The organism is Amycolatopsis sp. lyj-346 (assembly GCF_046548975.1).
GTDB lineage: Bacteria > Actinomycetota > Actinomycetes > Mycobacteriales > Pseudonocardiaceae > Amycolatopsis.
Genome location: NZ_JAJPWT010000002.1, coordinates 813,663 through 839,017 on the forward strand (window position 1 = coordinate 813,663; position 25,355 = coordinate 839,017).

Sequence of the window (25,355 nt, forward strand, 5' to 3'; positions counted from 1 at the left end):
GGAAGGAGCCCGCCCATGGCCGACGGCCCGCCCACGATGGGTGTCGAAGAGGAGTTCCTCCTCGTGAACCCCCGCACCGGGCACGCTTCGCCGTGCGCCGAGCCGGTGCTGGCCCGGTACCGCCACCACGGGCCGCTGCCCGACGGCGTCCGGATCCACCGGGAACTGCGGCTCACGCAGCTCGAAGCCGCCAGTGGCGTCTGCACGACGGCCGACGAGCTCCGCCTCCAGCTGACCGTGGCGCGCCGCGTGCTGGCCGGCGCCGCGGCGGCCGAGGACTGCGCGCTCCTGGCCACCGGCACCCCGGTCGGTCCCGGGCCGGCCGCGCCGCCGCCCGCGAGCACCGGCCGCTACGCCGAAATCGACGCCGCCTACGGCGCGGTCGTCGCCGACTACGAGGCCTGCGGGTGCCACGTCCACGTCGGGGTCCCGGATCCCGACACCGCGGTCGCCGTCGTCAACCACCTCGGCCGGTGGCTGCCGACGCTGCTCGCCCTGTCGGCCAATTCGCCGTTCGACCACGGGCGTGACACCGGTTACGCCAGCTGGCGGATGGTCCTGCAGTCCCGCTTCCCCGGCTCCGGAGTCGCGCCGCACCTGCGCGGGTACGCCGAATACCGCCGGGTCGTCGAGACGCTGGTCGGCTGCGGCGCGCTCGTCGACCCGGACCAGACGTTCTGGCTGGCCCGCCCGTCCGGGCGGTTCCCCACGGTCGAGTTCCGGGTCGCCGACACCGGGCTGACCGTCGACCACGCCGTGCTGCAGGCCCTGCTGAGCCGGGCGCTGGTGCAGCGGGCCCTGACCGACCTCGCCGACGGCCGCGAGGCCACGCCGCTGTCCCCGCAGGTGGCCGCGGCGGCCGTGTGGGCCGCGGCGCGCCACGGGCTCGCCGGGGACCTGGTGGACGTCGCCGGCGAGACTCGGCGTCCCGCGTGGACTCTCGTCGACGAGCTGTTGACGCACGTCCGGACGCCGCTGGAAGAAAGCGGTGACCTGGCCGAGGTCCGCAAGATCGTCGACGCGGTGCGCGCCGACGGCACCGGGGCCGCCCAGCAGCGCGCGGTCGCCGAGCGCGGAACGGCGGCCGCCGTGCGGTGGCTCACCGCGGCGACCGTGCCCGCGGGGCATGGAACGCTGCTGACGGGGTAGCCGGGGTCATGACGACTTCCACCAGCGTGCCGGGCGCGGCCACCCTGCCGTCCGCCCGTGGCCCGCTTTCGGAGTCCGTGCTGGGGACTCTCCTGCGTGCCCGGCCACGGGCGGACCTGGGCTTCGACGGCCTCGCGGACGCCGACCCGCTCGGCGACGACCTCCAGCTGGCTCTCCACCTGTGCTACGAACTGCACTACCAGGGCCTGCCCGGCGTGTCCGCCGACTGGGAGTGGGACCCGGAACTGCTGCGCCTGCGCGGCGCGCTGGAAGCGCGGTTCCTCGCCGCCCTGCGCGAGAACGTGGCGGGCGGCGACGACGTCACGGCCGGACTCGACGCCCTGCTGGTCGAGCCGATCGACGTCGAAGGGGTCTCGCACTTCCTGCGCGACCACGGTGACTGGACGCAGGTGCGGGAGTACTTCACGCACCGCTCGATCTACCACCACAAGGAAGCCGACCCGCACGCGTGGGTGATCCCGCGGCTGCGTGGCCGCGCCAAGGCCGCGCTGGTGGCGGTGGAGTTCGACGAGTTCGGCGGCGGCCGCGCGGAGTTCGTGCACGCACGCCTCTACGCCGATTTGCTGCACGCCGCCGGCCTGCCCGACGGTTACCTCGAGCTCATCGACCAGGTTCCGGGCGCGATGCTGGCGGTGGTCAACATGATGTCGCTGTTCGGCCTGCACCGATCGCTGCGGGGGGCGCTGTGCGGGCACTTCGCCGCGGCGGAGATCACCACGGCGCCGTCCGCGCAGCGGATGGACCAGGCCCTGCGGCGCCTGGACGCGCCGGAAGCGTGCCGGTTCTTCTACACCGAGCACATCGAAGCGGACGCGGTCCACGAGCAGGTCATGCGCCACGAGGTCCTCGGCGACCTGCTGGAGCACGAACCCGGGCTGGCCGCCGACGTCGTCTTCGGCATCCAGGCGACCGAGTTCCTCGAGGGCCGCTTCGGCGAGCAGGTGCTGAGCAGCTGGAAGGCCGGGAAGTCGTCACTGAGGACCTGAACCCGCCCCGGTGGGCACTTTCACGTGAAAGTGCCCACCGGAGGCAGCTCAGCTGTCGTCGTCCGCCTGCGTGCGGACGCGTTTGCGGTGACTGGTGTCGCAGAACGGGAACCGCTTGCTCCGCCGGCACGCGCACACCGCGACCAGGAAGCGATCCGACCGCACCAGCTCACCGTCGGGGGTGCACAGCTCGACCGGTCCTTCCACCAGGACCGGGCCGCCCGCGACGACGGTCACGCGCCGGGGCCCCCGCTCAGCGGTCGGCACGGAGCACCACCAGTTCTTCCACCCGCTGGCCGGGTTCGACCAGCCCGGCCGCCTCGAGGAACTCCGTCCGTCCGGAAAGGACCGGCCCGAACGGGATCCGGGCGCGCCGGGCCACCGAGGTGCGCAGTCCGTGCGCGGCCAGCAAGTCCAGCGACTTGTCCACATCGGACAGTGCGGACTGGACGAGCAGCATCGTCCCGCCCGGGCGCAGCAGCGTGCCCGCGGCGGCGCACAGCGGATCCAGCAGCGCGCGGCCGTCCGGGCCGGCGTCCCAGCCCCGGGTGGACCGGACCGCCGGCGCCGGGGACGGCACGTACGGCGGGTTCGCGACGACGACGTCGAACGGGCCTTCGCGCAGTGCTCTGGCGAGGCCTCCCCGGCACGGGCGCACGGCGAGCTGCCGGATCAACGCGTTGAGCCGCGCCGAGGCCAGCGCCCGGCGCGAAAGGTCCACCGCCAGCACGGTTCCCGCACCGCGGCGGGCCAGGGTGATCGCCTGTGCGCCGGTGCCGGTGCACAGGTCGAGGGCACGTGCCCCGGCCGGGATCGGCAGCTCGGCGATCGCGGAGGCGAGCAGGGCGGTGTCCTCCTGCGGGCGGTAGACGCCGGGCAACCGCAGCATCCGCGGAGCGGGCGGCACGGGCCGGTGGACAACGGACCGGGCGGCCAAGGGGCCCGGGCGGAGGGGTTCCGCCGACGTGGTCATCTGGGTCTCCTTCACTCGCCGCGGTCCCGGCGCGATCGCCGGTGTGCCAACCGCGTCGCCCCCGGCTACCCGGCGATCATCGCGGCAAACGCCGCGGTTGAGCGGGACCCAGCGGGGTATCCGGTCCGGAAAGGACCACGAACAGGAGGGTTCCGGATGACTTCCGAGGAACGCACGCAGCACCCCACCGAGCCCGCCGAGGGCGCCCGCGGCGACGACCCGCACGGCGACACGCCGGAGGCGCAGCGCGAGACGCTCCGCGGCGAGCAGGGCACGTCGGGCGGGAACGAGCACGACGACAGCGACCCGCAGTCGGGCTGAGGCCGAGCTCGAAACGACGACGGGGGTCGCGTTCGGACTGTCCGAACGCGACCCCCGCCGTCTTGCGGCTCACTCCGTGTGGCTCACTCTGTGCGGCTCACTCCTCGGCGAACTCGAACGGCAGCGCGTCGACGCAGGCCTGGTACTTCTGCACCATCTCGTGTTCGGTGTGCCCGGCGACGAACAGGTGCGCCAGCTCGAAGCTGTAGCTGTCCTGCTCCGGAAGGTCCGACAACCGCTGCCCGACCTCCGGCACGATCTCGATCTGGGTGCCGTCGATCCGGTCCTGCACCGCCACGATCTCCTCGGGCGTCGGCACCCGCGTCACCACGCCGTCTTCGAACCGGCGCAGGTACCACTTGCCGGCGATCTGGTAGGTGCCCTTGCTGGGACGGCGGCCGGGGTCCTGACCCAGGCCGAGGCGCACCATGATCTCGTGGTTGGCGACGCCGTCGACGAACTCGAACAGCTCCGCGTGCGACTGCGAGTGCCGCGGGTTGATCTCCAGCAGGCACACCTGACCCGACTCGGGGTCGCAGAAGAACTCGATGCTGAAGGTGCCGTTGTCGAAGCCGATCTGCTTCATCACCCGCGTGGCGACGTCCCGCATCCGCTGGACGGGCTCCTCCCCCAGCTGCGAGGGGTACTGGTGCCGCAGGAAGGACGAGCTGTCCGGGTAGTTGATGGAGTCCAGGGCACCGTAGACGGTCACCTCGCCCTGGTAGACGTAGCCTTCGACGGCCGCTTGGACGCCGTGCAGCGCTTCTTCGGCCAGGCAAGCCGCGCCACCCACCCGGGCGATCTCCGGCGGCAGCTCGACCTGCTCGAGCACGTAGCCGAACGGCTCCCCCACCCGGCCGACACCGGCCCGGATTTCGGCCACGGCGTCGGCGAATTCGGCGTCGTTCTCCGCCTTGAAGGCGAGTTCGGAGGAGAAGGACTTCACCGGCTTGAGCCACATGGGGTAGCCGACGCCCTCCGGCGGGGCCGGGTGCTCCGCGTCCAGGTCGACGATCCCGAAGTTCGGCAGCTCTTCGATCGCCTTTCTCTGCTCGAGCCGGCTCCAGTACTTGTGCTCGCACTTCAGCACCGCCTCCAGCGAAACGCTGGGCAGGCCGTAGCGGCCGCACAGGATGGGCACCATCGACGCGGCGGGGAAGTCCCAGTAGCTGACGATCGCGCCGATGTCGCCGTCGAACGCGTCCAGTTCGTGCTGCGCCGTCTTCAGGAGCGCTTCGAAGTCGATTTCGCCGTGCTGCAGCTCTTCGGGGGTCAGCAGGCCGTGGAACCGGTAGTTCCCGGCCCACGGCAGCCGTTCCAGCACACGCTGGTTCTCCTCGTCCAGGCCGATCACGAAGATGTCGGTACTCATGCGCAGGGGCTACCCGAGGCGCCGAGCGGGTCAAACGGGCCGGATGGCCGGTTTGACCCGGCCGTCAGCGGGCATCCGCACGCATGGCTGTGCCGTCCGAACCGCCCGTCCTGCCGGAACCGCTCTCGCTGTGGGTCGAAACCGCTCCGTCCCCGGATCGCACGGCGGTGCCGGTGCCGGAGTCCGCCGACGTCGCGGTGCTCGGCGCGGGCATCGCCGGGCTCACCACCGCGCTGCTGCTCGCGCGCGCCGGCCGGTCGGTCGTCGTGCTCGAGGCCGAGCGGGTCGCGGCCGGGGTGTCCGGCCACACCACCGCGAAGGTCAGCGCCCAGCACGGGGCCAAGTACGCGGACCTGACGTCCCGCCACGGCGCGGGCGCCGCGAAGGCCTACGCCGGAACGCAGGCGGCAGCCTGCGAGTGGATCGCCGCCACCGCGGCCGAGCTCGGCATCGACTGCGGCTTCACCCGCGCGGACAGCTACGTCTACACCACGCGGGCAAGAACCGTGGACTCGCTCAAACGGGAGGCGGACGCGGCCGCCGCGGCGGGGCTGCCGGCGTCGTTCACCGAGGACGTCGCCCTCGACGTGCCCGCGCTCGGGGCCGTGCGGACCACCGGGCAGGCGCACTTCCACCCGCGCCGGTGGCTGCTCGGCCTGGCCGCCGAGATCGAGCGGGCGGGCGGCACGATCCTCGAACACGCCCGGGCGACCGCGCTCAACGGGCAGACCGTCCGCACTTCGCGGGGCGACGTCGTCGCGGGCGAAGTCGTCGTCGCGACCCACTACCCCGTGCTCGACCGCGGCCTGTACTTCGCCCGGCTCGACCCGGTGCGCGACCTCGTCGTCGCGGGCCCGGCGGCCGGGAACGCCGCGCCGGCGGGCATGTTCCTCGACGCCGACACGCACCACTCCGTGCGCGGGTACACCGAACAGGGCACGCCGATGGTGATCGCCGGCGGCGAGCACTACCGCGTCGGCGCGCACGTCAACGTCGAATGCCGGTACCGGCGGCTCGCGGAGTGGGCCGACGCGCACGCGGGCCTGCACCGCGTCACCCACCGCTGGTCGGCCCACGACATGTCCACGCCCGACCTGCTGCCCTACGTCGGCCGCTACCTGCCGGGGACGAAGAACCTGTGGGTGGCCACCGGGTTCGGCCAGTGGGGCATGACCGGCGGCACGGCCGCGGGCCACGTGCTGGCCGCGCGGATCCTCGGCGAACCGCACCCGGCCGCGGACCTGTTCGACCCCAACCGCTTCGACGCCCGCTCGGTGCTCGAGGTGGCCCAGGACAACCTGACCGTCGCGAAGTACCTCGTCGGCGACCACGTCGCCGCGCTGTGGCGGTCCGAGAAGCTCGACGACCTGCGGCCCGGCGAGGCGGAGGTCGTGCGCGTGGGCGGCGAGCTCGTGGCCGCCCACCGCGACGAGGCCGGGAAGCTGCACACGGTCGGCGCGCACTGCACCCACCTGGGGTGCCTGGTTTCGTTCAACGACGCCGAGAAGACCTGGGACTGCCCCTGCCACGGCTCCCGGTTCGGCGTCGACGGCGAAGTGGTGCAGGGCCCGGCGGTCCGTCCGCTGCGCCGCGGCCCGGAGTGAGCCGGCGGGGACGTCCCGCCGGCTCGTCCGGCTCGCTCGGCTACCGGGACGCGAGTTTCTTGCCCGCGTCGTAGAGCAGGTGCAGCGCGTCCGCCACGCCGACGGCTGTCAGCACGGTGGCCGCCAGGCGGGTCGCGCGCGGCGCGATCACCAGGCCGGCGGCCAGGCCGGTGCCGACCCAGACGTTCAGGCAGAACGGGCACGACACGAGCTCGCCGACCGCGTGCTCGACGTGCCCCTTCGCGGGCACGGACTCGTTCAGCTCGTCGTCGCCGGCCGGTTCTTCGTACCGGGTGAACGGGGCACGCAGCGGGCTGGTCACCGCGTCCTTCGCCAGGAGACGGCTGGCCTTGAACGTCGCCGCGCCCAGCAGGACCGTGTCGCCGGCACCGAACCGCTGCGGCAACCGGGCGCCGACGGCCCGGCCGAGCAGCGTCAGCCCGCCCACGAGCCCGCTGTAGGCCCCCATCGCGACCACGTACCCGGCCAGCGGCCGGTCTTCCTTGCCGGCGTAGCTGCGCTGAACCTGCTTCGCCTTCTCGGTGACGTCTTCGAGCACGCTCATGCTTCCGCCGATCCGGGCTCGCTCGGCTTGCCCTGCTGCTTCGCCTTGACCTCGCCGGCCATCAGTGCGTCGAACCCGGCTTCGGCCGCCGGGTCCTGGGGGCCGGCACCGAGTTTGGTGTCCGTCATGTCCGCGCGCTCGAAGAACTCGGCGGCGTGGACGGCGCCGCACGCGCGGACCTCGTCGGCGGCCGTGGCGGGCTCGGCGTCTTCGGTGGCCGGCACGAGGTCGAAGTCGTGCCGGGCGAACTGTTTCGCCGGCTCGAGCCCGATTCCGCTCGACGCGCCGGTGACGACGGCCAGCGGCCTGGTTGCGGTGGTCATCCGTGCTCCTTCCGGTGCTTTCCCACTGGCTACCCGCCGCCACCGGTGGCAATCATGGTTTCCCGGTACGCCGGGCGGGTATCTCGCGGCGGTGGGACGCACCAGACTCCGGCGCAGTGACCTGCGCGGCCCGGGCATCAAGCGGATCCGCCGCGGCCGCGGGTTCTCCTACGCCATGCCCGACGGCTCGCCGGTGACCGACGCCGAGCTCCTGGCGCGGATCAAGGACCTCGTCGTCCCGCCGGCCTGGCGGAACGTGTGGATCTGCCCGTACCCGAACGGGCACGTCCAGGCGGTCGGCACCGACGACGCCGGGCGGCGCCAGTACCTCTACCACGAGCAGTGGCGGCGCGACCGCGACGAGGAGAAGCACGACCGCGTGCTGCAGATGGCCCGCCGGCTGCCCCGGTGGCGTGCTTCGGTGGCGGACGACCTCGCCGGACGCGGCCTGACCCGGAAGCGGGTGCTCGCCGCCGCCCTGCGCATGCTCGACCGGGGGATCTTCCGCACCGGCGGTGAGGAGTACGCGGAGGAGAACGGCACCCACGGCGTCGCGACGCTGCTGCGGGAGCACGCGGCGGTCCGCGGCGACGAATGCCGCTTCTGCTACGTCGCCAAGGGTGGCTTGAACCGCGAGGTGGCCATCCGCGACGCGGAGCTGGCGGCGGTGGTGAAGTCGCTGCTGCGCAGCCGGTCCGGGAGCGACCGGCTGCTGGTCTACCGCGAGGGCGGCACGTGGCACGAGGTGCACGCGGCCGACATCAACGAGCGGTTCAAGGAGCTGGCGGGCGAGGACTGCACGGCCAAGGACATGCGGACGTGGAACGCGACGGTCCTGGCCGCGGCGGCGTTCGCGGCGGCGTTCGCGGCAGCGGACTCCCCGACGTCGGAGACGGCCCGCAAGCGCGCGGAGGCGAAGGTGATGAAGGAGGTCTCGACGGCGCTCGGCAACACCCCGGCGGTGTGCCGGTCGTCCTATGTGGACCCTCGGCTGGTGGAGGCGTACCGGGCCGAGCGGACGATCGCCCCGGCCCTGAAGCGCGCGGCAAACCTCGACGGCGACGAGGCACGGGCGGTGCTGGAGAAGGCCTGCGCGCGGTTACTGAACGCGTCGTGACGGTGTGGAGTGGGAGGCACGGTGGGATCCATCCGAACGTGTACTGGCAGGCAGCCGCGGTCTTCGGGGAACCTGGAGGGGATGACTTCCTCCGCAGTCCGCTGGCGCGCCTCGATCGCCCTCACCGTGGGTGGCGACGGGACGGTGTCGAGCATCGTCGAGTCCGACCACGGGAGTGAGGGATCGGCGCGGGAGTGGATCGAACGGAAGCTCCCCCGAACACGGTTCCCGGCGTGGATCCCGGCGTCCCGCCGGCGGGACGGGGTCGAGCTGTTCGGCCGGGTGGCCCGGGGCAGGATGGTGACGGACCAGCTCCTCCCGACCTGGGAGCCGGAGGCGACCCCGGTGTGGCACGCCGACCGGGCCGGGGACGCGGTGCAGTGGCGCCGCTGCGCGGCCGACGGTCACTGAGGTACGGTCCGCGCAGCCGGGAATGCGCCCCAATGTGGCCTTCGGTGCGCCCAACGCACCGAAGGCCACATTGGGGCGCTGGCGACCGGACAACAAGCGGACCGACGTCAGGCGCGGCCGGGTCTCAGGGCGCGGCCGGGCTCAGGGCGTGCCCACGTCCTTGCGCAGCAAGCAGAACTCGTTGCCCTCCGGGTCCTGCAGGACGACCCATGACTCCTCGCCGGTCTGGCCCACGTCCGCCGGGCGGGCACCCAGGGCCGTCAGGCGTGCCAGCTCCGTTTGCTGGTCCACCCCGGCCGGGCTGACGTCGATGTGCAGCGGCAGCTTTCCCCGGCGGGTGTCGTCCGTCTGGGCCAGGATCAGCGTCGGCGGGCCGTCGCCGAACCGGGTGCCGGCCGGGCCCAGGGCCAGGCCGTCCGGCTCGTGGCCGATCACCTCGTAGCCGAGGACCGCGCACCAGAACTCCGCCAGGCGGTCGGGGTCGCGGCAGTCCAGCACCAGTTCGGTGATCCGGCAGGCCATCCGCTCACTTCCGTTCCGACTCCGCCACCGCCGCGGCTTCGTCGTCGTCCATTGCCTTCGTGTCCCGCGGCGGCAGGAACGGCTCCGCCTGGTCCTCCTCGCGCCCCGCCTCGATCGTGCGGCCGCGGGCCAGCTCCGCGTCCAGCTCGGCCCCCAGCAGCACCGCGAGGTTGAAGATCCACAACCATACAAGGAACACGATCACCCCGGCCAGCGAACCGTAGGTCTTGTTGTAGGAACCGAAATTCGCGACGTACAGCGCGAAACCGGCCGAGGCCAGCACCCACAGCAGGACAGCCAGCAGCCCGCCCGGGGTGAGCCACTTGAACCCCGGCTGCCGGACATTGGGCCCCACCCAGTACAGCAGCGCGAACGCCACGCTGACCAGCAGCGCCATCACCGGCCACTTCGCGATGTCCCACACCAGGACGCCGGTCGAGCCGAGCCCGATCAGGTCGCCGATCCGGCGGGCGACCGAGCCCGTCGCGACCACGCCGAGCGCGCACAGCGCCAGCAGCACCACGATGGCGATCGTCAGCGCCACGCGCAGCGGGACGACCTTCCAGATCGGCCGCCCCTCCGGCATGCCGTAGATCGCGTTCGACGCCCGCATGAACGCGCCGATGTACCCCGACGCCGACCACAGGGCGCCCAGCAGGCCCAGGATCGCCAGCGGGCCGGCCAGGCTCCGCGAGCCCGTCAGCTCCTTGATCGCGCCGACGAGGATGTCCTTGCCCTGCCCGGGGACGACCTGGTTGACATTGTCGATCACCGTCTGGATCTTGTCCGGCCCGAGCAGCCCGAGGATCGCGGTCAGCACGATGATGCCCGGGAACAGCGACAGCACGCCGTAGTAGGTGAGCGCCGCCGCCCAGTCGGTCAGGTTGTCCCGGTTGAACTGCTTGAAGGTCCGCTTGAGCACCGCGCCCCACGACCGCTTCGACAGCTCTCCCGGTCCTTCGGGTTCTTTGCCGTGTCTGGCCACCATTGCCACCTTCCACCGAGTTGTGGCCACGCATACCCCGTCCGCGAATGGGTATGCCTGGTTCGTCACCGGAAGCAGGAGGAAGCCGTGCCCGAGGTCAGTCGCGTGATCGACGTACCGCCCGACGCCGTGTTCGCGGTGCTGGCCGACGGCTGGCTCTACGCCGGCTGGGTGGTGGGCAGCTCCCACATCCGCGACGTCGACGAAGACTGGCCCGCGGTGGGCTCCCGGATCCACCACAGCGTGGGCCCGTGGCCCTTCCACATCCAGGACGTGACGGTGGTCCGCGCGGTCGAGCCGGGGCTGTCCCTGTCGCTGGAGGCCCGCGGCTGGCCACTGGGCGCCGCCGCGGTCGGCCTGACGCTGGTCCCGCACGGCGGCGGGCAGACGCTGGTCCGGATGACCGAGCACATCATCCGCGGACCGGGCAAGGTGCTCCCGGCGGCGGTGCAGGCGGTCATCGCGAAGCCGCGCAACACGGAGTCACTGGCCCGGCTCGCGGACCTGGCGACGGGCAAGCACTCCCGCGCGCAGCACGGCCACCCGAAGCCGTAAGCGTCAACGCCCAGCCGGGGGCACCCTGCGGACCGGCGCGGCCCCGGCCACGCGGGCGCAGACCGCGTGGTGGATGCCCGGCCACCGTCGCACGCCCACGAGGCGCAGACCGCGTGATGGATGCCCCGGCCACCGCCGCCGAAGCCACAACCGGCGCACGCCCGCGCGGGCTCAGCCGTAGATCGCGCGGTGGGCTGCCCGGATCACCGCCGCATACCCGCCGCCCAGCAGGCCCGACCGGGCCAGCGCCGCGCGGGCCGCGTTCGCTCCCGGGCCGCCGTGGACCGCTCCGCCCGGGTGGGCCGATGCGCCCGCCAGGTACAGGCGGTCCACCGGGGTGTCGGCGCGGCCCGTGCCCGGGACCGGGCGGAAGAACAGCTGCTGGTGGATCGCCGTCGTTCCCGCGTTGATCGCCCCGCCGATCAGCCCCGGGTTGTGGCCCGCCAGCTCCGCCGGCCCCTGCGCGTACCGGGCCTTGATCAGCCCGGTGAACCCCGGGGCGTTCGCCTCGACCGTCTCCTCGATCCGCTTGACCCGCCGCTCCAGCGCCGCCCGGTTCTCCATCGTGCCGCGCGGCACGTGCGTGTACGCCCACGCTGCTTCCGTGCCCGCCGGTGAGCGCGAGGGGTCGCTCGTGGTCATCTGGCCGAGCAACAGGAACGGACGGCGCGGAGTCCGGCCGCGGGCGAGCTCACCCCCGAACGCCGAGAGCCCGTCGAGATCCGTGCCGAGGTGGATCGTGCCCGCGCCACGCGCCGCTTCGGCCGTCCACGGGATCGGGCCGGACAGGGCCCAGTCCACCTTGACCGTGGCACTGTCCCACTCGAACTTGCCGAGGTCCTCCACCAGCCGCGACGGCAGCCACTCCTCCCCCACCAGCTCGCGGTACAGCACCGGGGCCGGCACGTCGGCGAGCACGGCCTTGCGCGCCCGCACCGGGTCACCGGCCGCGTCCCGCACGCCCAGCGCCCGGCCGTCCCCGATCAGGATCTCGCGCACCGGGCGTCCACAATGGATTGTCCCGCCCCGGGATTCGAGCCGGCGGACCAGCGCCGCGGCCAGCTCCCCCGCGCCGCCTTCGGGCACCGGAAAGCCCTCGTCCTGGCCGATCATCGCGAGCAGCCAGCCGAACACCGCGCTGCCGGCGTTGTCGACGGACAGGTCGCTGTGCGCGGAATTCCCGGCCACGAGCAGCTTCGCGCCTTCGCCGTCGAACAGCTCGTCGCCGAAGCGGCGCGCGGGCAGCGTCAGCATGCGCGCCAGCCGCAGCGCGTCTCCGGTCCCGGTGCGGCGCAGCAGCTTCATCGCCGGCCGGACCGGCGGGAACGGCGTGAACAACGCGTTCAGCAGCGGCTCGCGGAGTTCGCGCCACTGCTCGAACAGCCGCCGCCACGCGTCGCCGTCGCCCGGGGCGAACTCGTCGGCCGAGGCCGCCGTGCGGTCGAGGTCACGGGACAGCACCGCGCACCGGTCGTCGGGCAGCACGTGCGCCAGCACGTCGGGCGCGTGCCGCCAGCGCAGGCCGTGCTCGGCCAGCCCCAGGCCGCGGATCACCGGCGACACCGCCGAGAGCGGGTAGAAGGCGCTGAACAGGTCGTTGCGGAAGCCCGGCTCGGTCACCTCGGCGGTCCGGACCGAGCCGCCGGCGTACTCCGTCGCCTCCAGGACCAGCACCGACCAGCCCGCATCGGCCAGGAGGTTGGCCGCCACCAGTCCGTTGTGCCCGGCGCCGATCACCACCGCGTCGACGGCTTCCGTACTCACTCCGGCCTCCTGGCTGGTCAGGCTTGCGACTGGTGGCTCGGCCCGACCCGGGTGAGCGAGCGGAGCCGGGCCAGGACCCCGTCGCGGCGCGGCGGGGCCAGGGGCGGGCTCGCCGCTCCCGCGCCCGTCCGGAGCCCGGTGACCAGGTCGGCGAGCGCGGCCGCGGCGTCATACCGAGGTTGCCAGCCCAGCGCGGTCTCCGCCAGGGTGGTGTCGGCGAGGGCCGCCCGGTCGGCCAGCTCGAGCCAGCCGGGGTGCACCGGCAGCACCCCGCCCAGCCAGGCCGCCCGGGTCGCGAGCCGCACCACCGGCTTGGGCACCGGGACCCGGCTTCCACCCAGGACACCGGCCAGCGCGTCGGCGTCGAGCACTTCCGGCGCGGCCAGGTTGACCGCGCCGGTGAAGCCCGTGTCGAGGATCAGCCGGATCGCTTCGGCGACGTCGGTGGTGTGCACCACCTGGGCCCGCAGGTCCGTCCACAGCGGAACCGGCAGCCGCCGCCCGCCGACGAGGTGAGCGGGTACCGCCGGGCCGAGCAGCCAGCGCGCGAACTCCCCCGCCGCGGCCCGGTGCAGGATCGCGCACGGCCGGATCCGGGCCACCCGGACCTGCGGGTACTTCTCTTCGAACCGGTCCAGCAGGGTTTCCAGCGCCGCCTTGCCGCGGCTGTACGCACTGCCCGCGATGCCGTCGCACGGCCAGTCCTCGGCCACCTTGTCCCAGCGTGGTGTCGGCCCGTAGGCGGCCACGGACGAAGCGACGACCAGGTGCGGCACGCGAGCGGCCGCCGCCGCGGCGAGCACGTGCCGGGTGCCGTGGTCGTTGGTGCGCCCCATCGGCGGGTCGCCGCGCACCGGCGAGATCGCCCACGCCAGGTGCACGACGGCGTCCGCGCCCGCGAACACCGCCGCGAGCTCCTCTTCCGCGCCGGGGGCGCCGACGTCGACGGACCGCCAGCCCGCCCGGCGGTACGGCTCGGCGGTCGTGTCCGGCAGCCGCCGCGCCAGCCCGGCCACGTCGTGGCCGGGCTCCAGCGCGGCCAGCAGTGCCGTTCCGACGTTCCCGGTCGCCCCGGTGATCACGATGCGCACCCGAACGGCTTACCCCGCGTCGCGAACGTGAAACTTAGACGAGGTCACGCGGAATCCGCCGGTGCCAGTTCCGCGAGACGATCCGGCGCGCCCCGTCGTAGCCGTCGAGCTGCGCGTCGATGACGAACTCGGTGTCGGTGCAGGACACCCGGGTGCGGGTCTCGCTGCGCGCCACCCAGTCGCCACGCGCGAAGGTGACGTCCCACGCGGTCTCCGCCACCGGGGAGCAGAAGTCGTCGGCGACCCAGCTGTAGCGCTCGCGGACGTCCCGGGTGACCTCCAGGTCGAGGTCGTCGAAGCGGACGGTCCCCGCGTCCTTCACGATGTCCAGCGCCGACTGGTAGCCGATCAGGTCCCGGGAGACGGTCCAGCGCTGCTCCCCCGGTGTCAAGGCGGTCACCGGCATCGGCGGCGCGCCCTCGGGTTCGCCGAACGGCCGGGCCGGCAGCTCGTCCGGTTCGGCGACCGGGCGCACCGGCAGCTCGAGCGCGCTGTGTCCGGTGTGGACGGACAGCAGCACCGGTGTCGGCGGTGGCCAGGCCAGCGGCCAGTACGACGTGGACAGCGAAAGCCGGATCCGGTGCCCGGCCGGGAAAGCCTGCGCCACGGCGTTCAGCTCGATCTCGACCGGGCACCGCTCCCCCGGTTCCATCGGCGACGGCTCGTCGTGGCCGTCGCGGTGGGTCAGGTTGAGCAGCCCGTAGGTGACGCGCGTGGCCCGGCCGTCCGGGGCGACGTCCGAGATCCGCGCCGCGACCATCGCGACCGGCTGATCCGCCGAGACCTCCAGCCGCACCTTCGGGGAGCCGAGGATCTCGCAGCGCTCGGTGAGCACGTCGGTGTCGAAGACGAGCGACCCGCCGTCCTCTTCGCGCTGGTCGTAGGGCAGGTCGGGCGGGGCGCTGTAGGACGCCCACTTCCCGGAGAACTGCCCGACCGACAACGGCGACGACACGGTCAGGGCCTCGTCGGCGACGGTCTCGCCCGGCCGCGCGAGGCGGTGGCGGGCCAGGGGCAGCTCCTGCGGCGCGACGTGTGGCGACGGCCAGGTGGCCTCTCCGACCCAGCGGCCGGGGCGGTCCTCGTACGACGTCGACGGCGGCACGCTCTCCTGCATCCAGGTGCGCAGCATCGGCCCGTCCATGGCCCCGTTCTCCTCGCCACGCAGCCAGTGGTCCCACCACCCGACGACCTCCTGGAGGTAGCCGATCGCCGGGCCGGGCTCGCCGAGGTGCGGGTACTTGTGCGACCACGGGCCGATCAGCCCGCGCCGCGGGACGTCCAGGTGGGCCAGCAGCCGGATCACGGCGTTGGAGTAGCCGTCGGCCCAGCCGCTCGAGGCCAGCACCGGCACCTGGACGTCGCTGTAGTTCTCCGACACCGACGCGTGCCGCCAGTAGTCGTCGCGGCGCTGGTGGCCGAGCCAGTTCTCGATCCACAGGCTGCAGTTCTCCAGCCGCACCAGCCACATTTCCCGCCACCGCTCGCCGACGACCGCCGGGTCGGGCGGCAGCGTGGCGTAGGCGAACATCGTGCCGGACTCGGCGACGTTGTCCGACAACAGGCAGCCACCCATGTAGTGCATGTCGTCGGCGAAGCGGTCGTCGGTGAACGACGAGATCACGATCGCGCGCAGGCTCGGCGGTTTCCGCGCCGCGACCTGCAACGCGGCGAACGCGCCCCACGAGATGCCCATCATCCCGGTGTCGCCGGTGCACCACGGCTGCCCGGCGATCCATTCGAGGACCTCCTCGGCGTCGAGCTGCTCGCGTTCGAGGTACTCGTCGGCCAGGACGCCCTCGGACTCACCGGTGCCGCGGATGTCCACGCGCACGCAGGCGTACCCGTGCCCGGCGAGGTAGGGGTGGTGGATGGAGTCGCGGGGCGCGGTGAGGTCCCGCTTGCGGTAGGGGATGTATTCGAGGATCGCCGGCACCGGTTCGGCGTCCGACGAGACCGGCCGCCAGATGCGGGCGGACAGGACGGTCCCGTCGGACATCGGGATCCGGACGTGGTCTTCCTCGGTGATTTCGTACGGCAGCGAGGTGACGGCTCGCAAGAGCACTTCCTCCCAGGGGTTACGCGGTCGGCTGCAGCAGGATCTTCTGGGCGCCGTCGAGCTTCTTCTGGAACATCTCGTACGCGCGGGGCGCGTCTTCCAGCGGCAGCTTGTGCGTGGCGAAGCCTTCGACGCCGAGCGGGTCCCCGTCGGCGGTGAGCACCGGCATGATGGCGTCGAGCCAGTGCCGGACGTTGGCCTGGCCCATCCGCAGCTGGACCTGCTTGTCGAACAGCTCCATCATCGGCATCGGGTCGACCATCCCGCCGTAGACACCGGACAGCGAGATCGTGCCGCCGCGGCGGACCGTGTCGATGGCGGCGTACAGCACGCTGAGCCGGTCGATCCCGGCCTTCTCGGTGATCTTCTCGCCCAGCGGCTGCGGCAGCAGGCCGACCAGGGTGTGCGCCAGCTTGCCGACCGGGGCGCCGTGCGCCTCCATGCCGACCGCGTCGATCACCGAGTCCGCGCCGCGCCCGTTCGTCAGCTGCCGGATGGAGTCGCCGATTTCCTTGTGGTCACGCGTGTCGAGCGCGGTGGCGCCGTGTTCGCGGGCCCGCGCGAGACGCTCGGGCACCAGGTCGACGCCGATCACCTGACCGGCCCCGCGGTGCCGGGCGATCCGGCAGCACATCTGCCCGATCGGCCCGAGCCCGAAGACGACGACCGTGCCCCCGTCGGGGACGTTCGCGTACTCGACGGCCTGCCAGGCGGTCGGGACGACGTCGGAGAGGTAGACGAACCGCTCGTCCGGCGGCCCGTCCGGGACCTTGATCGGCCCGTAGTGCGCCTGCGGCACGCGCAGGTACTCGGCCTGGCCGCCGGGCACCTGGCCGTAGAGCTTGGTGTAGCCCAGCAGCGAGGCACCCTTGCCGTGCGCTCTGACCTGGGTCGTTTCGCACTGCGACTGCAGGCCGCGCTCGCACATCCAGCAGTGGCCGCAGGAGATGTTGAACGGGACCACCACGCGGTCGCCCGGCTTGAGGTTCGGCACCTCCGGCCCGACCTCCTCGACCACGCCCATCGGCTCGTGGCCGAGGATGTCGCCCTCGGTCATGAACGCGCCCAGGACTTCGTAGAGGTGCAGGTCGGAGCCGCAGATCCCGGTCGAGGTGATCCGCACGACCGCGTCCGTGGCCTCCTCGATCTTCGGGTCCGGCACCTCCTCGACGCGGACGTCGCGTTTGCCGTGCCAGGTCACTGCCTTCATGGCTCTCCCTTTCCGCGGTCGGGCGTCTCCGCCCCGGCTTCCCACGGGCGGCGACGGGCAAACCCGTCCGGTGCTCAGGTGAGGGCGTCGGCCACCAGGTACACGGCGGCGGCCACCGCGGCGGCGGCCGGGAACGTCAGCACCCAGCCCATGACGATGTCGCGGGCGATGCCCCAGCGGACCGCCGAAAGCCGCTTGGTCGCGCCCACCCCCATGATCGCCGCGGTGATGACGTGCGTCGTCGAGATCGGTGCCTTGACCGCGAACGCCGTCACGTACAACACCGACGACGCCACCGATTCCGCGACGAACCCGTGCGGCGGGTCGAGCGGGAAGACGCGCCTGCCGAGCGTCCGCATGATCCGCAGGCCACCCGAATAGGTGCCGAGCGACAAGGCCAGGGCGCACGCCAGGCTCACCCACACCGGGACGGCGAACGTCTGCTGCTGCCCGGCCGCGACCAGTGCCAGGACGATCACGCCCATGCCCTTCTGGGCGTCCTGCAGGCCGTGGCCGAGCGCGAGCGCCGACGCGGACACGATCTGGAAGCGGCGGAACACCCGGCCGCTGCGGTGCGGGTTCGCCCGCCGCAGCAGCCACAGCGCGGCGACCATCGCGAGGTAGCCCAGCACCAGCCCGAGCAGCGGCGACGCCACCATCGGGATCAGCACCTTCTCGGCGATCCCCGCCCAGTGCACGGTGCTCGCGGCGGCCAGCGCCGCGCCGACCATGCCGCCGATCAGCGAGTGCGATGACGACGACGGGAGCCCGAAGTACCAGGTGATCAGGTTCCACGTGATGGCCCCGGCCAGCGCGGCGAACACCACGGTGAGCGCGTCCGGCCCGACCGGGACGTCGATGATCCCCTTGGCCACCGTCGCGGCGATGCCGGTGGACAGCAGCGCGCCCGCCAGGTTCATCACCGCCGCCAGCACGAGCGCGGCCCGCAGGGTCAGCGCCCGCGTCGACACCGCGCTGGCGATCGCGTTGGCCGCGTCGTGGAACCCGTTGGTGTAGTCGAAGACGAGCGTCAGCACGACCACGGTGACCAGGGCGGCGGTCCCCGTCACTCAGGACTCCTTGACCGCGATGGTCTGCACCACGTCCGCCACGTGCTCGAACGCGTCGGCGGCCAGCTCGAATTGCTCGACGACTTCCTTGGTCTTGAGCACCTCGAGGGCGTCACCGCCCGGCTCGAACAGGTGGGCCAGTATCCGCCGGTAGACGCGGTCGGCCTCGTTCTCCAGCTCGTTGATCTCGATCCAGAACGGCTCGAGGTCGCCCACCTTGGCCAGGCCGGGCATCGACGAAGCCGTCAGCTCGGCGGCCCGGCAGAGCACCCGGACCAGGACGTCGATGCCCGGGGGGAAGGTGCCGATGCGGTAGAGCACGGCCAGGTCCGCGGCGGTGTCCATGAAGTCCAGCACGTCGTCGATCTTGGCGGCGAGGGCCTGGATGTCCTCGCGGTCGAACGGCGTCACGAACGAGCTGTTGAGCTCCACCATGATCGTGTGCGTCAGCTCGTCGCCCTGGTGCTCGACCTCGTGCAGGCGCTTGGCGATCGGTTCCCGCTCGGCCGGTTCGGCGGCCACGAGGTCTCTCAGCAACGCGGTCGCGGTGACGAGGTTCTTCGCCGCGTCGGCGAGCAGGTCGAAGAACCGGGTGCCCCGTGGGGTGAAGCGCATGGATCGCAGTCCTTCGTCGCGCGCCCGTCGAGGGCCGGGTACCCCGCCCGGCCGGACGTTTAACGGCCGGTCTCCGGGAAATCAGGAGTCATGACCGATCCCGGATCCCGGCGCCTGAGAGTTCTGCTCTGGCACGTCCACGGCTCGTGGACCGACGCTTTCGTCCGCGGCCGCCACGACTACCTCCTGCCGGTGTCACCCGGCGGTGCGCCCTGGGGCCTCGGCAAGGCGGGGCGGAACTGGCCGTCGGTGACCGAGGTTCCGCTCGACCGGCTGGCCGAGGCCGGGCCCGACGTCGTCGTCCTGCAACGCCCGGAGGAGCTGGACTTCGCCGCCCGGCTGGGCGTTCCGGCCGTCTACGTGGAACACAACGCGCCCCGGCCGTACGCCGCGTCCAGCGAACACCCGCTCGCCGGCCGGTCCGACATCACCGTCGCGCACGTGACCCACTTCAACGCGGCGATGTGGGACTGCGGCCGCGCGCCGGTGACCGTCGTGCCGCACGGCATCCCCGATCCGGGACCGCGCTACACCGGTGAGCTCGCCGCCGGGGTGTCGATGATCAACGAGCCGGTGCGGCGGCAGCGCGTCACCGGCGCCGACCTGCTCGGCACGCTCGCCGAGGCCGCCCCCGTCGACGTGTTCGGCATGGGGACCGAGGAGCTCGGCGCGCCGCTGCGCGGCCTGGGCGACGTCCCGGCGCCAAAGCTGCACGACGAGATCGCCCGCCGCCGCGTCTACCTGCACACCGCCCGGTGGACGTCACTGGGACTGTCCCTTTTGGAGGCCATGCACCTGGCCATGCCGGTCGTCGTCTTCGCCGCCACCGAGGCGGTCGAGGCGGTCCCGGACGACGCGGGTGTGCTGTCCACCGACGTCTCCGTGCTGGCGCGGGGTTTCCGCGAGCTGCTGAACGAGCCCGACTTCGCCGCGCTCGCGGGCAAGAACGCCCGCGAACACGCCCTGAAGCACTACGGGCTGGACGCCTTCTTGACCGCTTGGGACCACCTCCTCGCCGAGACGGCCCGTCGAACCGTGAAGGGAACGCCTCACCGATGAAGATCGCCATGGTGTCCGAGCACGCCAATCCCCTCGCAGCCCTGGGCGAAGCCGACGCCGGCGGCCAGAACGTGCACGTCGCGGAACTGTCGGCCGCGCTGGTGCGCGCCGGGCACGACGTCACCGTCTACACGCGACGGGAGAGCCGCGACGAGCCACCGGAGGTCCGGACACCGCAGGGCTTCCGCGTCGTGCACGTACCGGCCGGGCCACCCCGCAAGGAGCCGAAGGACCACCTCCTGCCCCACATGGGCGAGTTCGGCAGCTTCCTGCGTGACCAGTGGGCGATCGAGCAGCCGGACGTGGCGCACGCGCACTTCTGGATGTCCGGCCTCGCCACTTCGCTGGCGGCGAGCGCGACCGGCACCCCGGTGGCCCAGACCTTCCACGCCCTCGGCGTGGTCAAGAAGCGTTACCAAGGCGACCAGGACACCAGCCCGGCCGACCGCATCCGGCTGGAGCGCATCATCGGGCGGCAGGCCGGGCGCGTGATCGCCACCTGCTCCGACGAGGTCTTCGAGCTGTCCCGCCTCGGCGTGCCGCGGTCGCGGATCTCGATCGTGCCCTGCGGCGTCGACCTCGGCCGGTTCTCCCTCGACGGGCCGGTGGCCCGCCGCCGGCTGCCGCACCGGCTGGTCGCCGTCGGCCGGCTGGTCCCGCGCAAGGGGTTCGACATCGCGATCACCGCCCTCGCGCAGCTGCCGGACGCCGAGCTCGTCATCGCGGGCGGCCCGGAGCGCGGGCGGCTGTCCCAGGACCCCGAGGCGGGCCGGCTGCGGCAGCTGGCCGAGCGGCTCGGCGTCGCCGACCGCGTCCGCTGGCCCGGCCAGGTGTCGCGCGACGACATGCCGCCGCTGCTGCGCTCGGCCGACGCCGTCGTGTGCACGCCGTGGTACGAGCCGTTCGGGATCGTGCCGCTGGAGGCGATGGCCTGCGGCGTCCCGGTGGTCGCGGCCGCGGTGGGCGGCCTGACCGACACCGTCGTCGACGGCGTCACCGGGCTGCTGGTCCGCCCGCACCAGCCGAAGGAGCTCGCGTCCCGGGTCCGGCGGCTGCTCGACGACCCGGCCCTCTGCCACGCCTACGGCACCGCGGGCCACGACCGCGCGGTGGCCCGCTACTCGTGGGACCGCGTCGCCGCCGACACGCTGCGCGCCTACCACAAGCTCGTCCCCCAGCAGGCCGCCACCGCCGAGGCCCGCTGACCGCCGCAACGGTCGGCTCACGCACCACGAGCCACCCGTCGCCGTCCCCCTCGACCGGTTCTCAGAGAGCTCTGAGAACCGGTCGCTAGCGTGCACCGAGGCATGTTCACGCCAGTTCCAGGAGGGATTCGGTGAGAGTGATGTTTCGGATCGCCAGATCGGTGCTCGTCTCGGCCTCGGTGCTCCTGCTGTCCCTGGCCGGCACATCCGTCGTCGCGTCGGCGCAGACGGCGTCGCAGCCCCAGACGTGGCAGCTGGAGCAGTTCGACCGGACCAGCCGGATGTGCGTTCAGTACGGTCCCGACGGGAGGACCCACGCCTCTTACTTCATCTTCGTGGTGAGCGGGAAGTGGACCACCGACCTCGAGTTCGGGATGCGCGACCTGCCTCCCGGCTGGACCGCCACCGAGCACCACCTCCCACCGGGCGCCAACTTCCACGCCCCTGACGGCTCGATCAACGTCAACGGGTTCGTCGGCGTGCGAGGAGCCGCATCGGTGCCGATGGCGACCTACCACGCACACATCCGGGTATCGGACGGGACCGTGACCGAAACCCTCCCGACCGACATCGTGGTGACCACCGAGTCCTGGGTGGACTGCATGAATCGGGGGTGAATCCCCGGCACCGGGCGCCGGACGGCCCCACCACGGCACGACGGCCCTCAGCCGACGTAGCGGCGGGCCTTCGACTCACGTTGCGGGGCTTCCAGGAGGCGGAGGCCGTGCTCGACGTGCGGCGGGACCACGCGGCGGTCCGCGAGGACCCACGGCAGGCCGCGGAGCACGTCGAGCAGCGCGGCAGCGGTGGCGGAGTCGCGAGGAGCCGTACGCAGCACGTCACGGCCCCGGCGGAAGACCGCCGGCCAGGGACGGCGCAGCAGCAACGTCCACAGGGTGTTGCGGATGCCGAGGCGGCGGCGGTGGCGCGGGTCGCGCAGCTTCGACGGCGCGTGGTGGATGACCACGTCCTCCGCCCAGCACATCCACCACCCGCGTGCCGCGAGGTCCAACGCGAACAGCTCCTCCTCGCCGCCGAGCCACATCCGCGTCGAGAAGCCGCCGGCCTCGCGGAACGCGCTGACGCGCACCGCCGTCAGGCCCGCCATGATGCCGAGCAGCGCCGGCCCCGGCAGCCAGTCCGGGCCGGGCACCGGCGACTCCCGCAGCTCCGGCGTGATCGGGTCCTCGGCCAGGCCGGGCTCGACCAGGCAGCGCCCGGTCACCGACCCGAGACCCGGGTACCCGTCCAGCAGGTCGGCGGCCCGGGTGAGCGCGCCCGGCTGCCACGTGGTGTCGTCGTCGCAGAAGGCGACGTACGGCGTCGTCACTTCCTCGACGGCGATGTTGCGCGCCACCGCGCCGAGGTTCTCCGCCAGCCGGAACAGGCGGACACCGGGGAATTCCCGGGCGACCATGTCGGCCGTGCCGTCGGCGGACCCGTTGTCCGCGACGAAGACCGGCGCGGCGTCCGGCAGGGACGTCATGTGCGCCAACGTCTCGCGCAGCTGCTCGCGACGGTTGCAGGTGATGATCACGACCGAGATTCGCGCCATTCGGCGGTCCTTTCCAGAGTCCGGGCCTGGTGTTCGACGTGGGCGGGCAGCACACGGCGGGAGCTCAGCGCGCGCGGCAGGTGCGGGACCGCGCCGAGGACGGCGCCGGGCGCCCGCACCAGCGTCCGCGCCACCTCGCGGCGGCACACGCGCGGTGGGCGGCGCAGCACGGCGATGAGCAGCCGGTTCCGCAGTTCGGCCCGGCGGCGCCACGACGACGGCGGCCGTGACCGGGAGGGGTGGTGGTGGGCGCGCAGGCGCCCGACGTAGCAGACCTCCCAGCCGTGCGCGGCCAGGTCGTAGGCGAGCAGCTGTTCCTCCGCGCCGAAGTGCAGCAGCGGGCTGAATCCGCCCACCTGCAGGTACGCCGTGCGGCGCACGATCGCGGAGCAGGCGAGGAAGCCGAGCACCAGCGGCCCGGGCGCGCCGTCCGGGTGCCCCAGCGGGCTGCGCTCCATTTCGGGCGTCACCGGGTCGTCCCGGCATTCCGGGCCGACGAGGGTGCGCGCGGCGAGCAAGCCGGTCCCCGGGTGCTCGTCGAAGATCCGCTCCGCCTCGGCCAGTGCGTCCGGTGCCCACCACGAGTCGTCGTCGCTGAAGGCGATGTAGGGCGTCTCGGCCGCGATGACGCCGAGCGTGCGGGCGGCGGCGCCGAGGTTCTGCGGCAGGCGGATCAAGCGGACGCATCCGAACCGTCCGGCGACTTCGGCCGTGTCGTCCTCGGAAGCGTTGTCCAGCACGATGACCGGCGGTCTCGGGTCCAGCGAAGACAGCCGGCCGAGGGTGCGCGCGAGCTCGGTGGCGCGGTTGCGGGTGGCGATGACGACGGTCGTGCGGGCGCTCATCGCGGCCGCACCAGTTCGTCCACCAGCGCGGCCAGGGCGGGCGGGTGCGCGGGTGGCCGCACCGGTGCCGTCAGGCACCACTTCAGGCGGGCGTCGAGCAGCGCGGGGTCCGCGACGTCCCCGGCGGCCACCACCGGCCAGTCCAGTGCCTTCCCCTGCGCGGTCACCTTCCCGCCGCCGGCCACCGGGTCGACGGCGAGCACCGGCACCCCGGCCTTGAGCCCGAAGACCAGGCCGTGCAGCCGGGTCGTCACCACGGCGTCCATTTTGGACACCGCGGCGGCGAACTGGTCCGGGGTCGCGCACCGCTCCCAGTCCGCGTGCGCGAGCCGCGTGTCCAGCGGAACCCGGGCGCAGTCCAGGCCGGCGAGCCAGCCGGTCAGTGCCTCGTGGACCTCGGCGTGGCGCCCCGCGCTGCCGTACTCCGGCTGGTGCGGTGCCAGGATCACGCCGAGCACCGGCGTGGGCGACACCGCGGCGCCCAGCGACAGGTCCGGTTCGGCGGTGGTGCCGTCGTCGCGCGGGATGACCCGGTGGAACCCGGTCACCGCCGGGTCTTCGGCGTCGGGCACGGACACCCCGACCGCGATCCGGCGGCAGGCGGCGTAGCGCTCGTGCAGCGAACGCACCTGCGGCCCGTGGACCGGGCCGCAGGCGAAGACGACGTGCGTGTAGTCCCCGGGTGGCGCGTCGGGCAGGTGCAGGGTGCCGGGCCGGAAGCCCGGGCTCCAGGCAATGCGGTGGTCGATCCCCGCTTCCGCCAGTGCGGACGCCGCCGCGCGCAGGCTCAGGACGTCGCCCGCCGTCGCTTCTCCGTGCAGAAAACTGGCCCAACCGGTGAGCAGAACTCGCATGGCAGGGCGCTTACCCGCTCCTCACCCCCTTACACGGGTTTGCGCCCACCGGGGCCGGGTAGCCGCCACGGCATGACGAATCCGGGAGTGATCAGGCGGTTCGAACGTGCGGTGGTGACCGGGGGTGCCGGCTTCGTCGGCGCGCACCTGTGCGAGCTGCTGCTCGAAGAGGACATCGAGGTCGTCGCCGTCGACAACCTCGCGACGTCCTCGGCGGACTCACTGGAGCACCTGCGCCGCCACGCACGGTTCCGGTTCGTGCGGCACGACGTCACGCTGCCGATGCCGCTGAGCTGCGAAGCCGACGTCGTGTTCCACCTGGCTTCGGCCGCGTCCCCCCGCGACTACCTGGCGCTGCCGATCGAGACGCTGCGCGCGGGCTCGCACGGCACCGAGAACGCGCTCGAACTGGCCCGCCGCGACGGCGCCCGGTTCGTGCTCGCCTCGACCAGCGAGGTCTACGGCGATCCGCTGGAACACCCGCAACGCGAAGGGTATTGGGGCAACGTCAACCCGATCGGGCCGCGCAGCGTCTACGACGAAGCCAAGCGCTACGCCGAAGCGCTGACGTCGGCCTACCGCCGCGAATTCGGCGTCGACACGGCGATCGCGCGGATCTTCAACACCTACGGCCCCGGCATGCGCGCCCACGACGGCCGGATGATCCCGGCGTTCCTGGACCAGGCGCTGAAGAACGAGCCGATCACCGTCACCGGCACCGGTGCGCAGACCCGGTCGATCTGCTACGTCGAGGACACCGTCCGCGGCCTGCTCGCCCTCGCGCGGGCGGACCACGCCGGACCGGTGAACCTCGGCAACCCGGACGAGCTCACCGTCCGTCAGGTGGCGGAGCGGATCAAGGACATCACCGGGTCCGGCTCGCCGATCGAGTACATCGACGCGGTGGTCGACGACCCGCAGCGCCGCTGCCCCGACATCTCGCTCGCCCGCGACGTCCTCGGGTGGGAACCGAAGATCGACGCCGACGACGGCCTCCGTCGCACTGCGGCGTGGTTCCGCCGGGCGCCGTCGCGCTGAGTAGCGACGCCCAGGGCTTTTGCGCCGCCATCGTTTATCAACGACTTCGCCGGGTAGCGCTATAGGCGAGAGCGGGCCTCACGAGT

Annotated in this window: 27 protein-coding genes; 11 read left to right on the plus strand and 16 right to left on the minus strand. The window is 72.9% G+C overall.

Annotated elements, in window-relative coordinates:
• Nucleotides 1–15 precede the first annotated feature (15 nt).
• Nucleotides 16–1,149 (plus strand): glutamate--cysteine ligase, encoded by a 1,134-nt coding sequence (locus ACLJQE_RS10070; protein WP_410638869.1) that lies wholly within the window; start codon nucleotides 16–18, stop codon nucleotides 1,147–1,149.
• Nucleotides 1,150–1,157: 8 nt separating this feature from the next.
• Nucleotides 1,158–2,156 (plus strand): iron-containing redox enzyme family protein, encoded by a 999-nt coding sequence (locus ACLJQE_RS10075; RefSeq protein WP_410638870.1) that lies wholly within the window; start codon nucleotides 1,158–1,160, stop codon nucleotides 2,154–2,156.
• A 48-nt stretch (nucleotides 2,157–2,204) separates the two neighbouring features.
• On the opposite strand, the gene ACLJQE_RS10080 is transcribed toward ACLJQE_RS10075, so the two are convergent.
• Together ACLJQE_RS10080 and ACLJQE_RS10085 are read right to left on the minus strand one after the other, a co-directional pair.
• Entirely contained in the window at nucleotides 2,205–2,423 is a 219-nt protein-coding gene (locus ACLJQE_RS10080) for a CDGSH iron-sulfur domain-containing protein (RefSeq protein ID WP_410638871.1), read from the minus strand.
• Nucleotides 2,410–3,129, minus strand: a complete 720-nt coding sequence (locus ACLJQE_RS10085; protein WP_410638872.1) for a methyltransferase — start codon at nucleotides 3,127–3,129, stop codon at nucleotides 2,410–2,412. The genes ACLJQE_RS10080 and ACLJQE_RS10085 overlap by 14 nt, the downstream gene beginning before the upstream one ends.
• A gap of 156 nt (nucleotides 3,130–3,285) precedes the next feature.
• Here ACLJQE_RS10085 and ACLJQE_RS10090 point away from each other — a divergent pair, with 156 nt between their 5' ends.
• The gene (locus ACLJQE_RS10090; RefSeq protein ID WP_206785621.1) at nucleotides 3,286–3,450 is read left to right on the plus strand and encodes a hypothetical protein; all 165 of its coding nucleotides are present in this window, start codon (nucleotides 3,286–3,288) and stop codon (nucleotides 3,448–3,450) included.
• A gap of 97 nt (nucleotides 3,451–3,547) precedes the next feature.
• Here the strand turns inward: ACLJQE_RS10090 and ACLJQE_RS10095 are convergent, their stop codons facing one another.
• On the minus strand, nucleotides 3,548–4,822 hold the full coding sequence (locus ACLJQE_RS10095) for an acetyl-CoA carboxylase biotin carboxylase subunit family protein (protein WP_410638873.1): 1,275 nt from the start codon (nucleotides 4,820–4,822) through the stop codon (nucleotides 3,548–3,550).
• Nucleotides 4,823–4,905: 83 nt separating this feature from the next.
• Here ACLJQE_RS10095 and ACLJQE_RS10100 point away from each other — a divergent pair, with 83 nt between their 5' ends.
• The gene (locus ACLJQE_RS10100; protein ID WP_410638874.1) at nucleotides 4,906–6,426 is read left to right on the plus strand and encodes an FAD-dependent oxidoreductase; all 1,521 of its coding nucleotides are present in this window, start codon (nucleotides 4,906–4,908) and stop codon (nucleotides 6,424–6,426) included.
• Nucleotides 6,427–6,466: 40 nt separating this feature from the next.
• On the opposite strand, the gene ACLJQE_RS10105 is transcribed toward ACLJQE_RS10100, so the two are convergent.
• Both ACLJQE_RS10105 and ACLJQE_RS10110 read right to left on the minus strand, forming a co-directional pair.
• Complete coding sequence (locus ACLJQE_RS10105) at nucleotides 6,467–6,991, minus strand: DUF1360 domain-containing protein (protein ID WP_410638875.1); 525 nt, start codon at nucleotides 6,989–6,991, stop codon at nucleotides 6,467–6,469.
• Nucleotides 6,988–7,314 (minus strand): SDR family NAD(P)-dependent oxidoreductase, encoded by a 327-nt coding sequence (locus ACLJQE_RS10110; protein ID WP_410638876.1) that lies wholly within the window; start codon nucleotides 7,312–7,314, stop codon nucleotides 6,988–6,990. The genes ACLJQE_RS10105 and ACLJQE_RS10110 overlap by 4 nt, the downstream gene beginning before the upstream one ends.
• 91 nt (nucleotides 7,315–7,405) lie before the next feature.
• Between ACLJQE_RS10110 and ACLJQE_RS10115 the strand changes: the two genes are divergently transcribed.
• On the plus strand, nucleotides 7,406–8,431 hold the full coding sequence (locus tag ACLJQE_RS10115) for a DNA topoisomerase IB (RefSeq protein ID WP_410638877.1): 1,026 nt from the start codon (nucleotides 7,406–7,408) through the stop codon (nucleotides 8,429–8,431).
• An 81-nt stretch (nucleotides 8,432–8,512) separates the two neighbouring features.
• Nucleotides 8,513–8,842 carry a hypothetical protein gene (locus ACLJQE_RS10120; protein WP_410638878.1) on the plus strand — a complete coding sequence of 110 codons (330 nt, stop codon included), beginning with the start codon at nucleotides 8,513–8,515 and terminating at the stop codon, nucleotides 8,840–8,842.
• Nucleotides 8,843–8,983: 141 nt separating this feature from the next.
• On the opposite strand, the gene ACLJQE_RS10125 is transcribed toward ACLJQE_RS10120, so the two are convergent.
• Together ACLJQE_RS10125 and ACLJQE_RS10130 are read right to left on the minus strand one after the other, a co-directional pair.
• The gene (locus tag ACLJQE_RS10125; protein WP_410638879.1) at nucleotides 8,984–9,364 is read right to left on the minus strand and encodes a VOC family protein; all 381 of its coding nucleotides are present in this window, start codon (nucleotides 9,362–9,364) and stop codon (nucleotides 8,984–8,986) included.
• Between the two features lie 4 nt (nucleotides 9,365–9,368).
• Nucleotides 9,369–10,352 carry a YihY/virulence factor BrkB family protein gene (locus tag ACLJQE_RS10130; protein ID WP_410638880.1) on the minus strand — a complete coding sequence of 328 codons (984 nt, stop codon included), beginning with the start codon at nucleotides 10,350–10,352 and terminating at the stop codon, nucleotides 9,369–9,371.
• An 84-nt stretch (nucleotides 10,353–10,436) separates the two neighbouring features.
• Here ACLJQE_RS10130 and ACLJQE_RS10135 point away from each other — a divergent pair, with 84 nt between their 5' ends.
• Entirely contained in the window at nucleotides 10,437–10,904 is a 468-nt protein-coding gene (locus ACLJQE_RS10135; protein WP_410638881.1) for an SRPBCC family protein, read from the plus strand.
• 171 nt (nucleotides 10,905–11,075) lie between these two features.
• Here the strand turns inward: ACLJQE_RS10135 and ACLJQE_RS10140 are convergent, their stop codons facing one another.
• From ACLJQE_RS10140 to ACLJQE_RS10165, 6 genes are all read right to left on the minus strand, one after another.
• The gene (locus tag ACLJQE_RS10140) at nucleotides 11,076–12,668 is read right to left on the minus strand and encodes a phytoene desaturase family protein (RefSeq protein WP_410638882.1); all 1,593 of its coding nucleotides are present in this window, start codon (nucleotides 12,666–12,668) and stop codon (nucleotides 11,076–11,078) included.
• Nucleotides 12,669–12,685: 17 nt separating this feature from the next.
• The gene (locus tag ACLJQE_RS10145; RefSeq protein WP_410638883.1) at nucleotides 12,686–13,759 is read right to left on the minus strand and encodes an NAD-dependent epimerase/dehydratase family protein; all 1,074 of its coding nucleotides are present in this window, start codon (nucleotides 13,757–13,759) and stop codon (nucleotides 12,686–12,688) included.
• 34 nt (nucleotides 13,760–13,793) lie between these two features.
• On the minus strand, nucleotides 13,794–15,818 hold the full coding sequence (locus ACLJQE_RS10150; RefSeq protein WP_410638884.1) for a CocE/NonD family hydrolase: 2,025 nt from the start codon (nucleotides 15,816–15,818) through the stop codon (nucleotides 13,794–13,796).
• A gap of 19 nt (nucleotides 15,819–15,837) precedes the next feature.
• Complete coding sequence (locus ACLJQE_RS10155) at nucleotides 15,838–17,028, minus strand: zinc-dependent alcohol dehydrogenase (protein ID WP_410638885.1); 1,191 nt, start codon at nucleotides 17,026–17,028, stop codon at nucleotides 15,838–15,840.
• 74 nt (nucleotides 17,029–17,102) lie between these two features.
• A complete protein-coding gene (locus ACLJQE_RS10160; RefSeq protein ID WP_410638886.1) occupies nucleotides 17,103–18,098 on the minus strand; it encodes an anion permease in 996 nt (331 codons plus the stop codon).
• Entirely contained in the window at nucleotides 18,099–18,713 is a 615-nt protein-coding gene (locus tag ACLJQE_RS10165; RefSeq protein WP_410638887.1) for a DUF47 domain-containing protein, read from the minus strand.
• Nucleotides 18,714–18,803: 90 nt separating this feature from the next.
• Here ACLJQE_RS10165 and ACLJQE_RS10170 point away from each other — a divergent pair, with 90 nt between their 5' ends.
• From ACLJQE_RS10170 to ACLJQE_RS10180, 3 genes are all read left to right on the plus strand, one after another.
• Nucleotides 18,804–19,772 (plus strand): glycosyltransferase, encoded by a 969-nt coding sequence (locus tag ACLJQE_RS10170; RefSeq protein ID WP_410638888.1) that lies wholly within the window; start codon nucleotides 18,804–18,806, stop codon nucleotides 19,770–19,772.
• Nucleotides 19,769–20,977, plus strand: coding sequence for a glycosyltransferase family 4 protein (locus ACLJQE_RS10175; RefSeq protein ID WP_410638889.1), 1,209 nt, complete (start codon nucleotides 19,769–19,771; stop codon nucleotides 20,975–20,977). The genes ACLJQE_RS10170 and ACLJQE_RS10175 overlap by 4 nt, the downstream gene beginning before the upstream one ends.
• Nucleotides 20,978–21,117: 140 nt before the next feature.
• Nucleotides 21,118–21,594, plus strand: a complete 477-nt coding sequence (locus tag ACLJQE_RS10180) for a DUF5980 family protein (protein WP_410639175.1) — start codon at nucleotides 21,118–21,120, stop codon at nucleotides 21,592–21,594.
• A gap of 47 nt (nucleotides 21,595–21,641) precedes the next feature.
• On the opposite strand, the gene ACLJQE_RS10185 is transcribed toward ACLJQE_RS10180, so the two are convergent.
• The 3 genes from ACLJQE_RS10185 to ACLJQE_RS10195 are packed head-to-tail and all read right to left on the minus strand — an operon-like array spanning nucleotide 21,642 to nucleotide 24,231.
• Nucleotides 21,642–22,532, minus strand: a complete 891-nt coding sequence (locus ACLJQE_RS10185) for a glycosyltransferase family 2 protein (RefSeq protein WP_410638890.1) — start codon at nucleotides 22,530–22,532, stop codon at nucleotides 21,642–21,644.
• Entirely contained in the window at nucleotides 22,511–23,377 is an 867-nt protein-coding gene (locus tag ACLJQE_RS10190; protein ID WP_410638891.1) for a glycosyltransferase family 2 protein, read from the minus strand. The genes ACLJQE_RS10185 and ACLJQE_RS10190 overlap by 22 nt, the downstream gene beginning before the upstream one ends.
• Nucleotides 23,374–24,231 carry a polysaccharide pyruvyl transferase family protein gene (locus ACLJQE_RS10195; RefSeq protein WP_410638892.1) on the minus strand — a complete coding sequence of 286 codons (858 nt, stop codon included), beginning with the start codon at nucleotides 24,229–24,231 and terminating at the stop codon, nucleotides 23,374–23,376. Before ACLJQE_RS10195 ends, ACLJQE_RS10190 begins: the two co-directional genes overlap by 4 nt.
• 72 nt (nucleotides 24,232–24,303) lie before the next feature.
• On the opposite strand from ACLJQE_RS10195, the gene ACLJQE_RS10200 reads away from it, so the two are divergent.
• The gene (locus ACLJQE_RS10200; protein WP_410638893.1) at nucleotides 24,304–25,269 is read left to right on the plus strand and encodes a UDP-glucuronic acid decarboxylase family protein; all 966 of its coding nucleotides are present in this window, start codon (nucleotides 24,304–24,306) and stop codon (nucleotides 25,267–25,269) included.
• Nucleotides 25,270–25,355 lie beyond the last annotated feature (86 nt).

Bases quoted from the DNA above. Each gene is read 5' to 3' on its own strand.
- ACLJQE_RS10070 (WP_410638869.1), top strand. From the start codon at position 16: ATGGCCGACGGCCCGCCCACGATGGGTGTCGAAGAGGAGTTCCTCCTC.
- ACLJQE_RS10075 (WP_410638870.1), top strand. From the start codon at position 1,158: ATGACGACTTCCACCAGCGTGCCGGGCGCGGCCACCCTGCCGTCCGCC.
- ACLJQE_RS10085 (WP_410638872.1), bottom strand. From the start codon at position 3,129: ATGACCACGTCGGCGGAACCCCTCCGCCCGGGCCCCTTGGCCGCCCGG.
- ACLJQE_RS10090 (WP_206785621.1), top strand. From the start codon at position 3,286: ATGACTTCCGAGGAACGCACGCAGCACCCCACCGAGCCCGCCGAGGGC.
- ACLJQE_RS10095 (WP_410638873.1), bottom strand. From the start codon at position 4,822: ATGAGTACCGACATCTTCGTGATCGGCCTGGACGAGGAGAACCAGCGT.
- ACLJQE_RS10100 (WP_410638874.1), top strand. From the start codon at position 4,906: ATGGCTGTGCCGTCCGAACCGCCCGTCCTGCCGGAACCGCTCTCGCTG.
- ACLJQE_RS10105 (WP_410638875.1), bottom strand. From the start codon at position 6,991: ATGAGCGTGCTCGAAGACGTCACCGAGAAGGCGAAGCAGGTTCAGCGC.
- ACLJQE_RS10110 (WP_410638876.1), bottom strand. From the start codon at position 7,314: ATGACCACCGCAACCAGGCCGCTGGCCGTCGTCACCGGCGCGTCGAGC.
- ACLJQE_RS10120 (WP_410638878.1), top strand. From the start codon at position 8,513: ATGACTTCCTCCGCAGTCCGCTGGCGCGCCTCGATCGCCCTCACCGTG.
- ACLJQE_RS10125 (WP_410638879.1), bottom strand. From the start codon at position 9,364: ATGGCCTGCCGGATCACCGAACTGGTGCTGGACTGCCGCGACCCCGAC.
- ACLJQE_RS10130 (WP_410638880.1), bottom strand. From the start codon at position 10,352: ATGGTGGCCAGACACGGCAAAGAACCCGAAGGACCGGGAGAGCTGTCG.
- ACLJQE_RS10155 (WP_410638885.1), bottom strand. From the start codon at position 17,028: ATGAAGGCAGTGACCTGGCACGGCAAACGCGACGTCCGCGTCGAGGAG.
- ACLJQE_RS10165 (WP_410638887.1), bottom strand. From the start codon at position 18,713: ATGCGCTTCACCCCACGGGGCACCCGGTTCTTCGACCTGCTCGCCGAC.
- ACLJQE_RS10170 (WP_410638888.1), top strand. From the start codon at position 18,804: ATGACCGATCCCGGATCCCGGCGCCTGAGAGTTCTGCTCTGGCACGTC.
- ACLJQE_RS10175 (WP_410638889.1), top strand. From the start codon at position 19,769: ATGAAGATCGCCATGGTGTCCGAGCACGCCAATCCCCTCGCAGCCCTG.
- ACLJQE_RS10180 (WP_410639175.1), top strand. From the start codon at position 21,118: ATGTTTCGGATCGCCAGATCGGTGCTCGTCTCGGCCTCGGTGCTCCTG.
- ACLJQE_RS10185 (WP_410638890.1), bottom strand. From the start codon at position 22,532: ATGGCGCGAATCTCGGTCGTGATCATCACCTGCAACCGTCGCGAGCAG.
- ACLJQE_RS10190 (WP_410638891.1), bottom strand. From the start codon at position 23,377: ATGAGCGCCCGCACGACCGTCGTCATCGCCACCCGCAACCGCGCCACC.
- ACLJQE_RS10195 (WP_410638892.1), bottom strand. From the start codon at position 24,231: ATGCGAGTTCTGCTCACCGGTTGGGCCAGTTTTCTGCACGGAGAAGCG.
- ACLJQE_RS10200 (WP_410638893.1), top strand. From the start codon at position 24,304: ATGACGAATCCGGGAGTGATCAGGCGGTTCGAACGTGCGGTGGTGACC.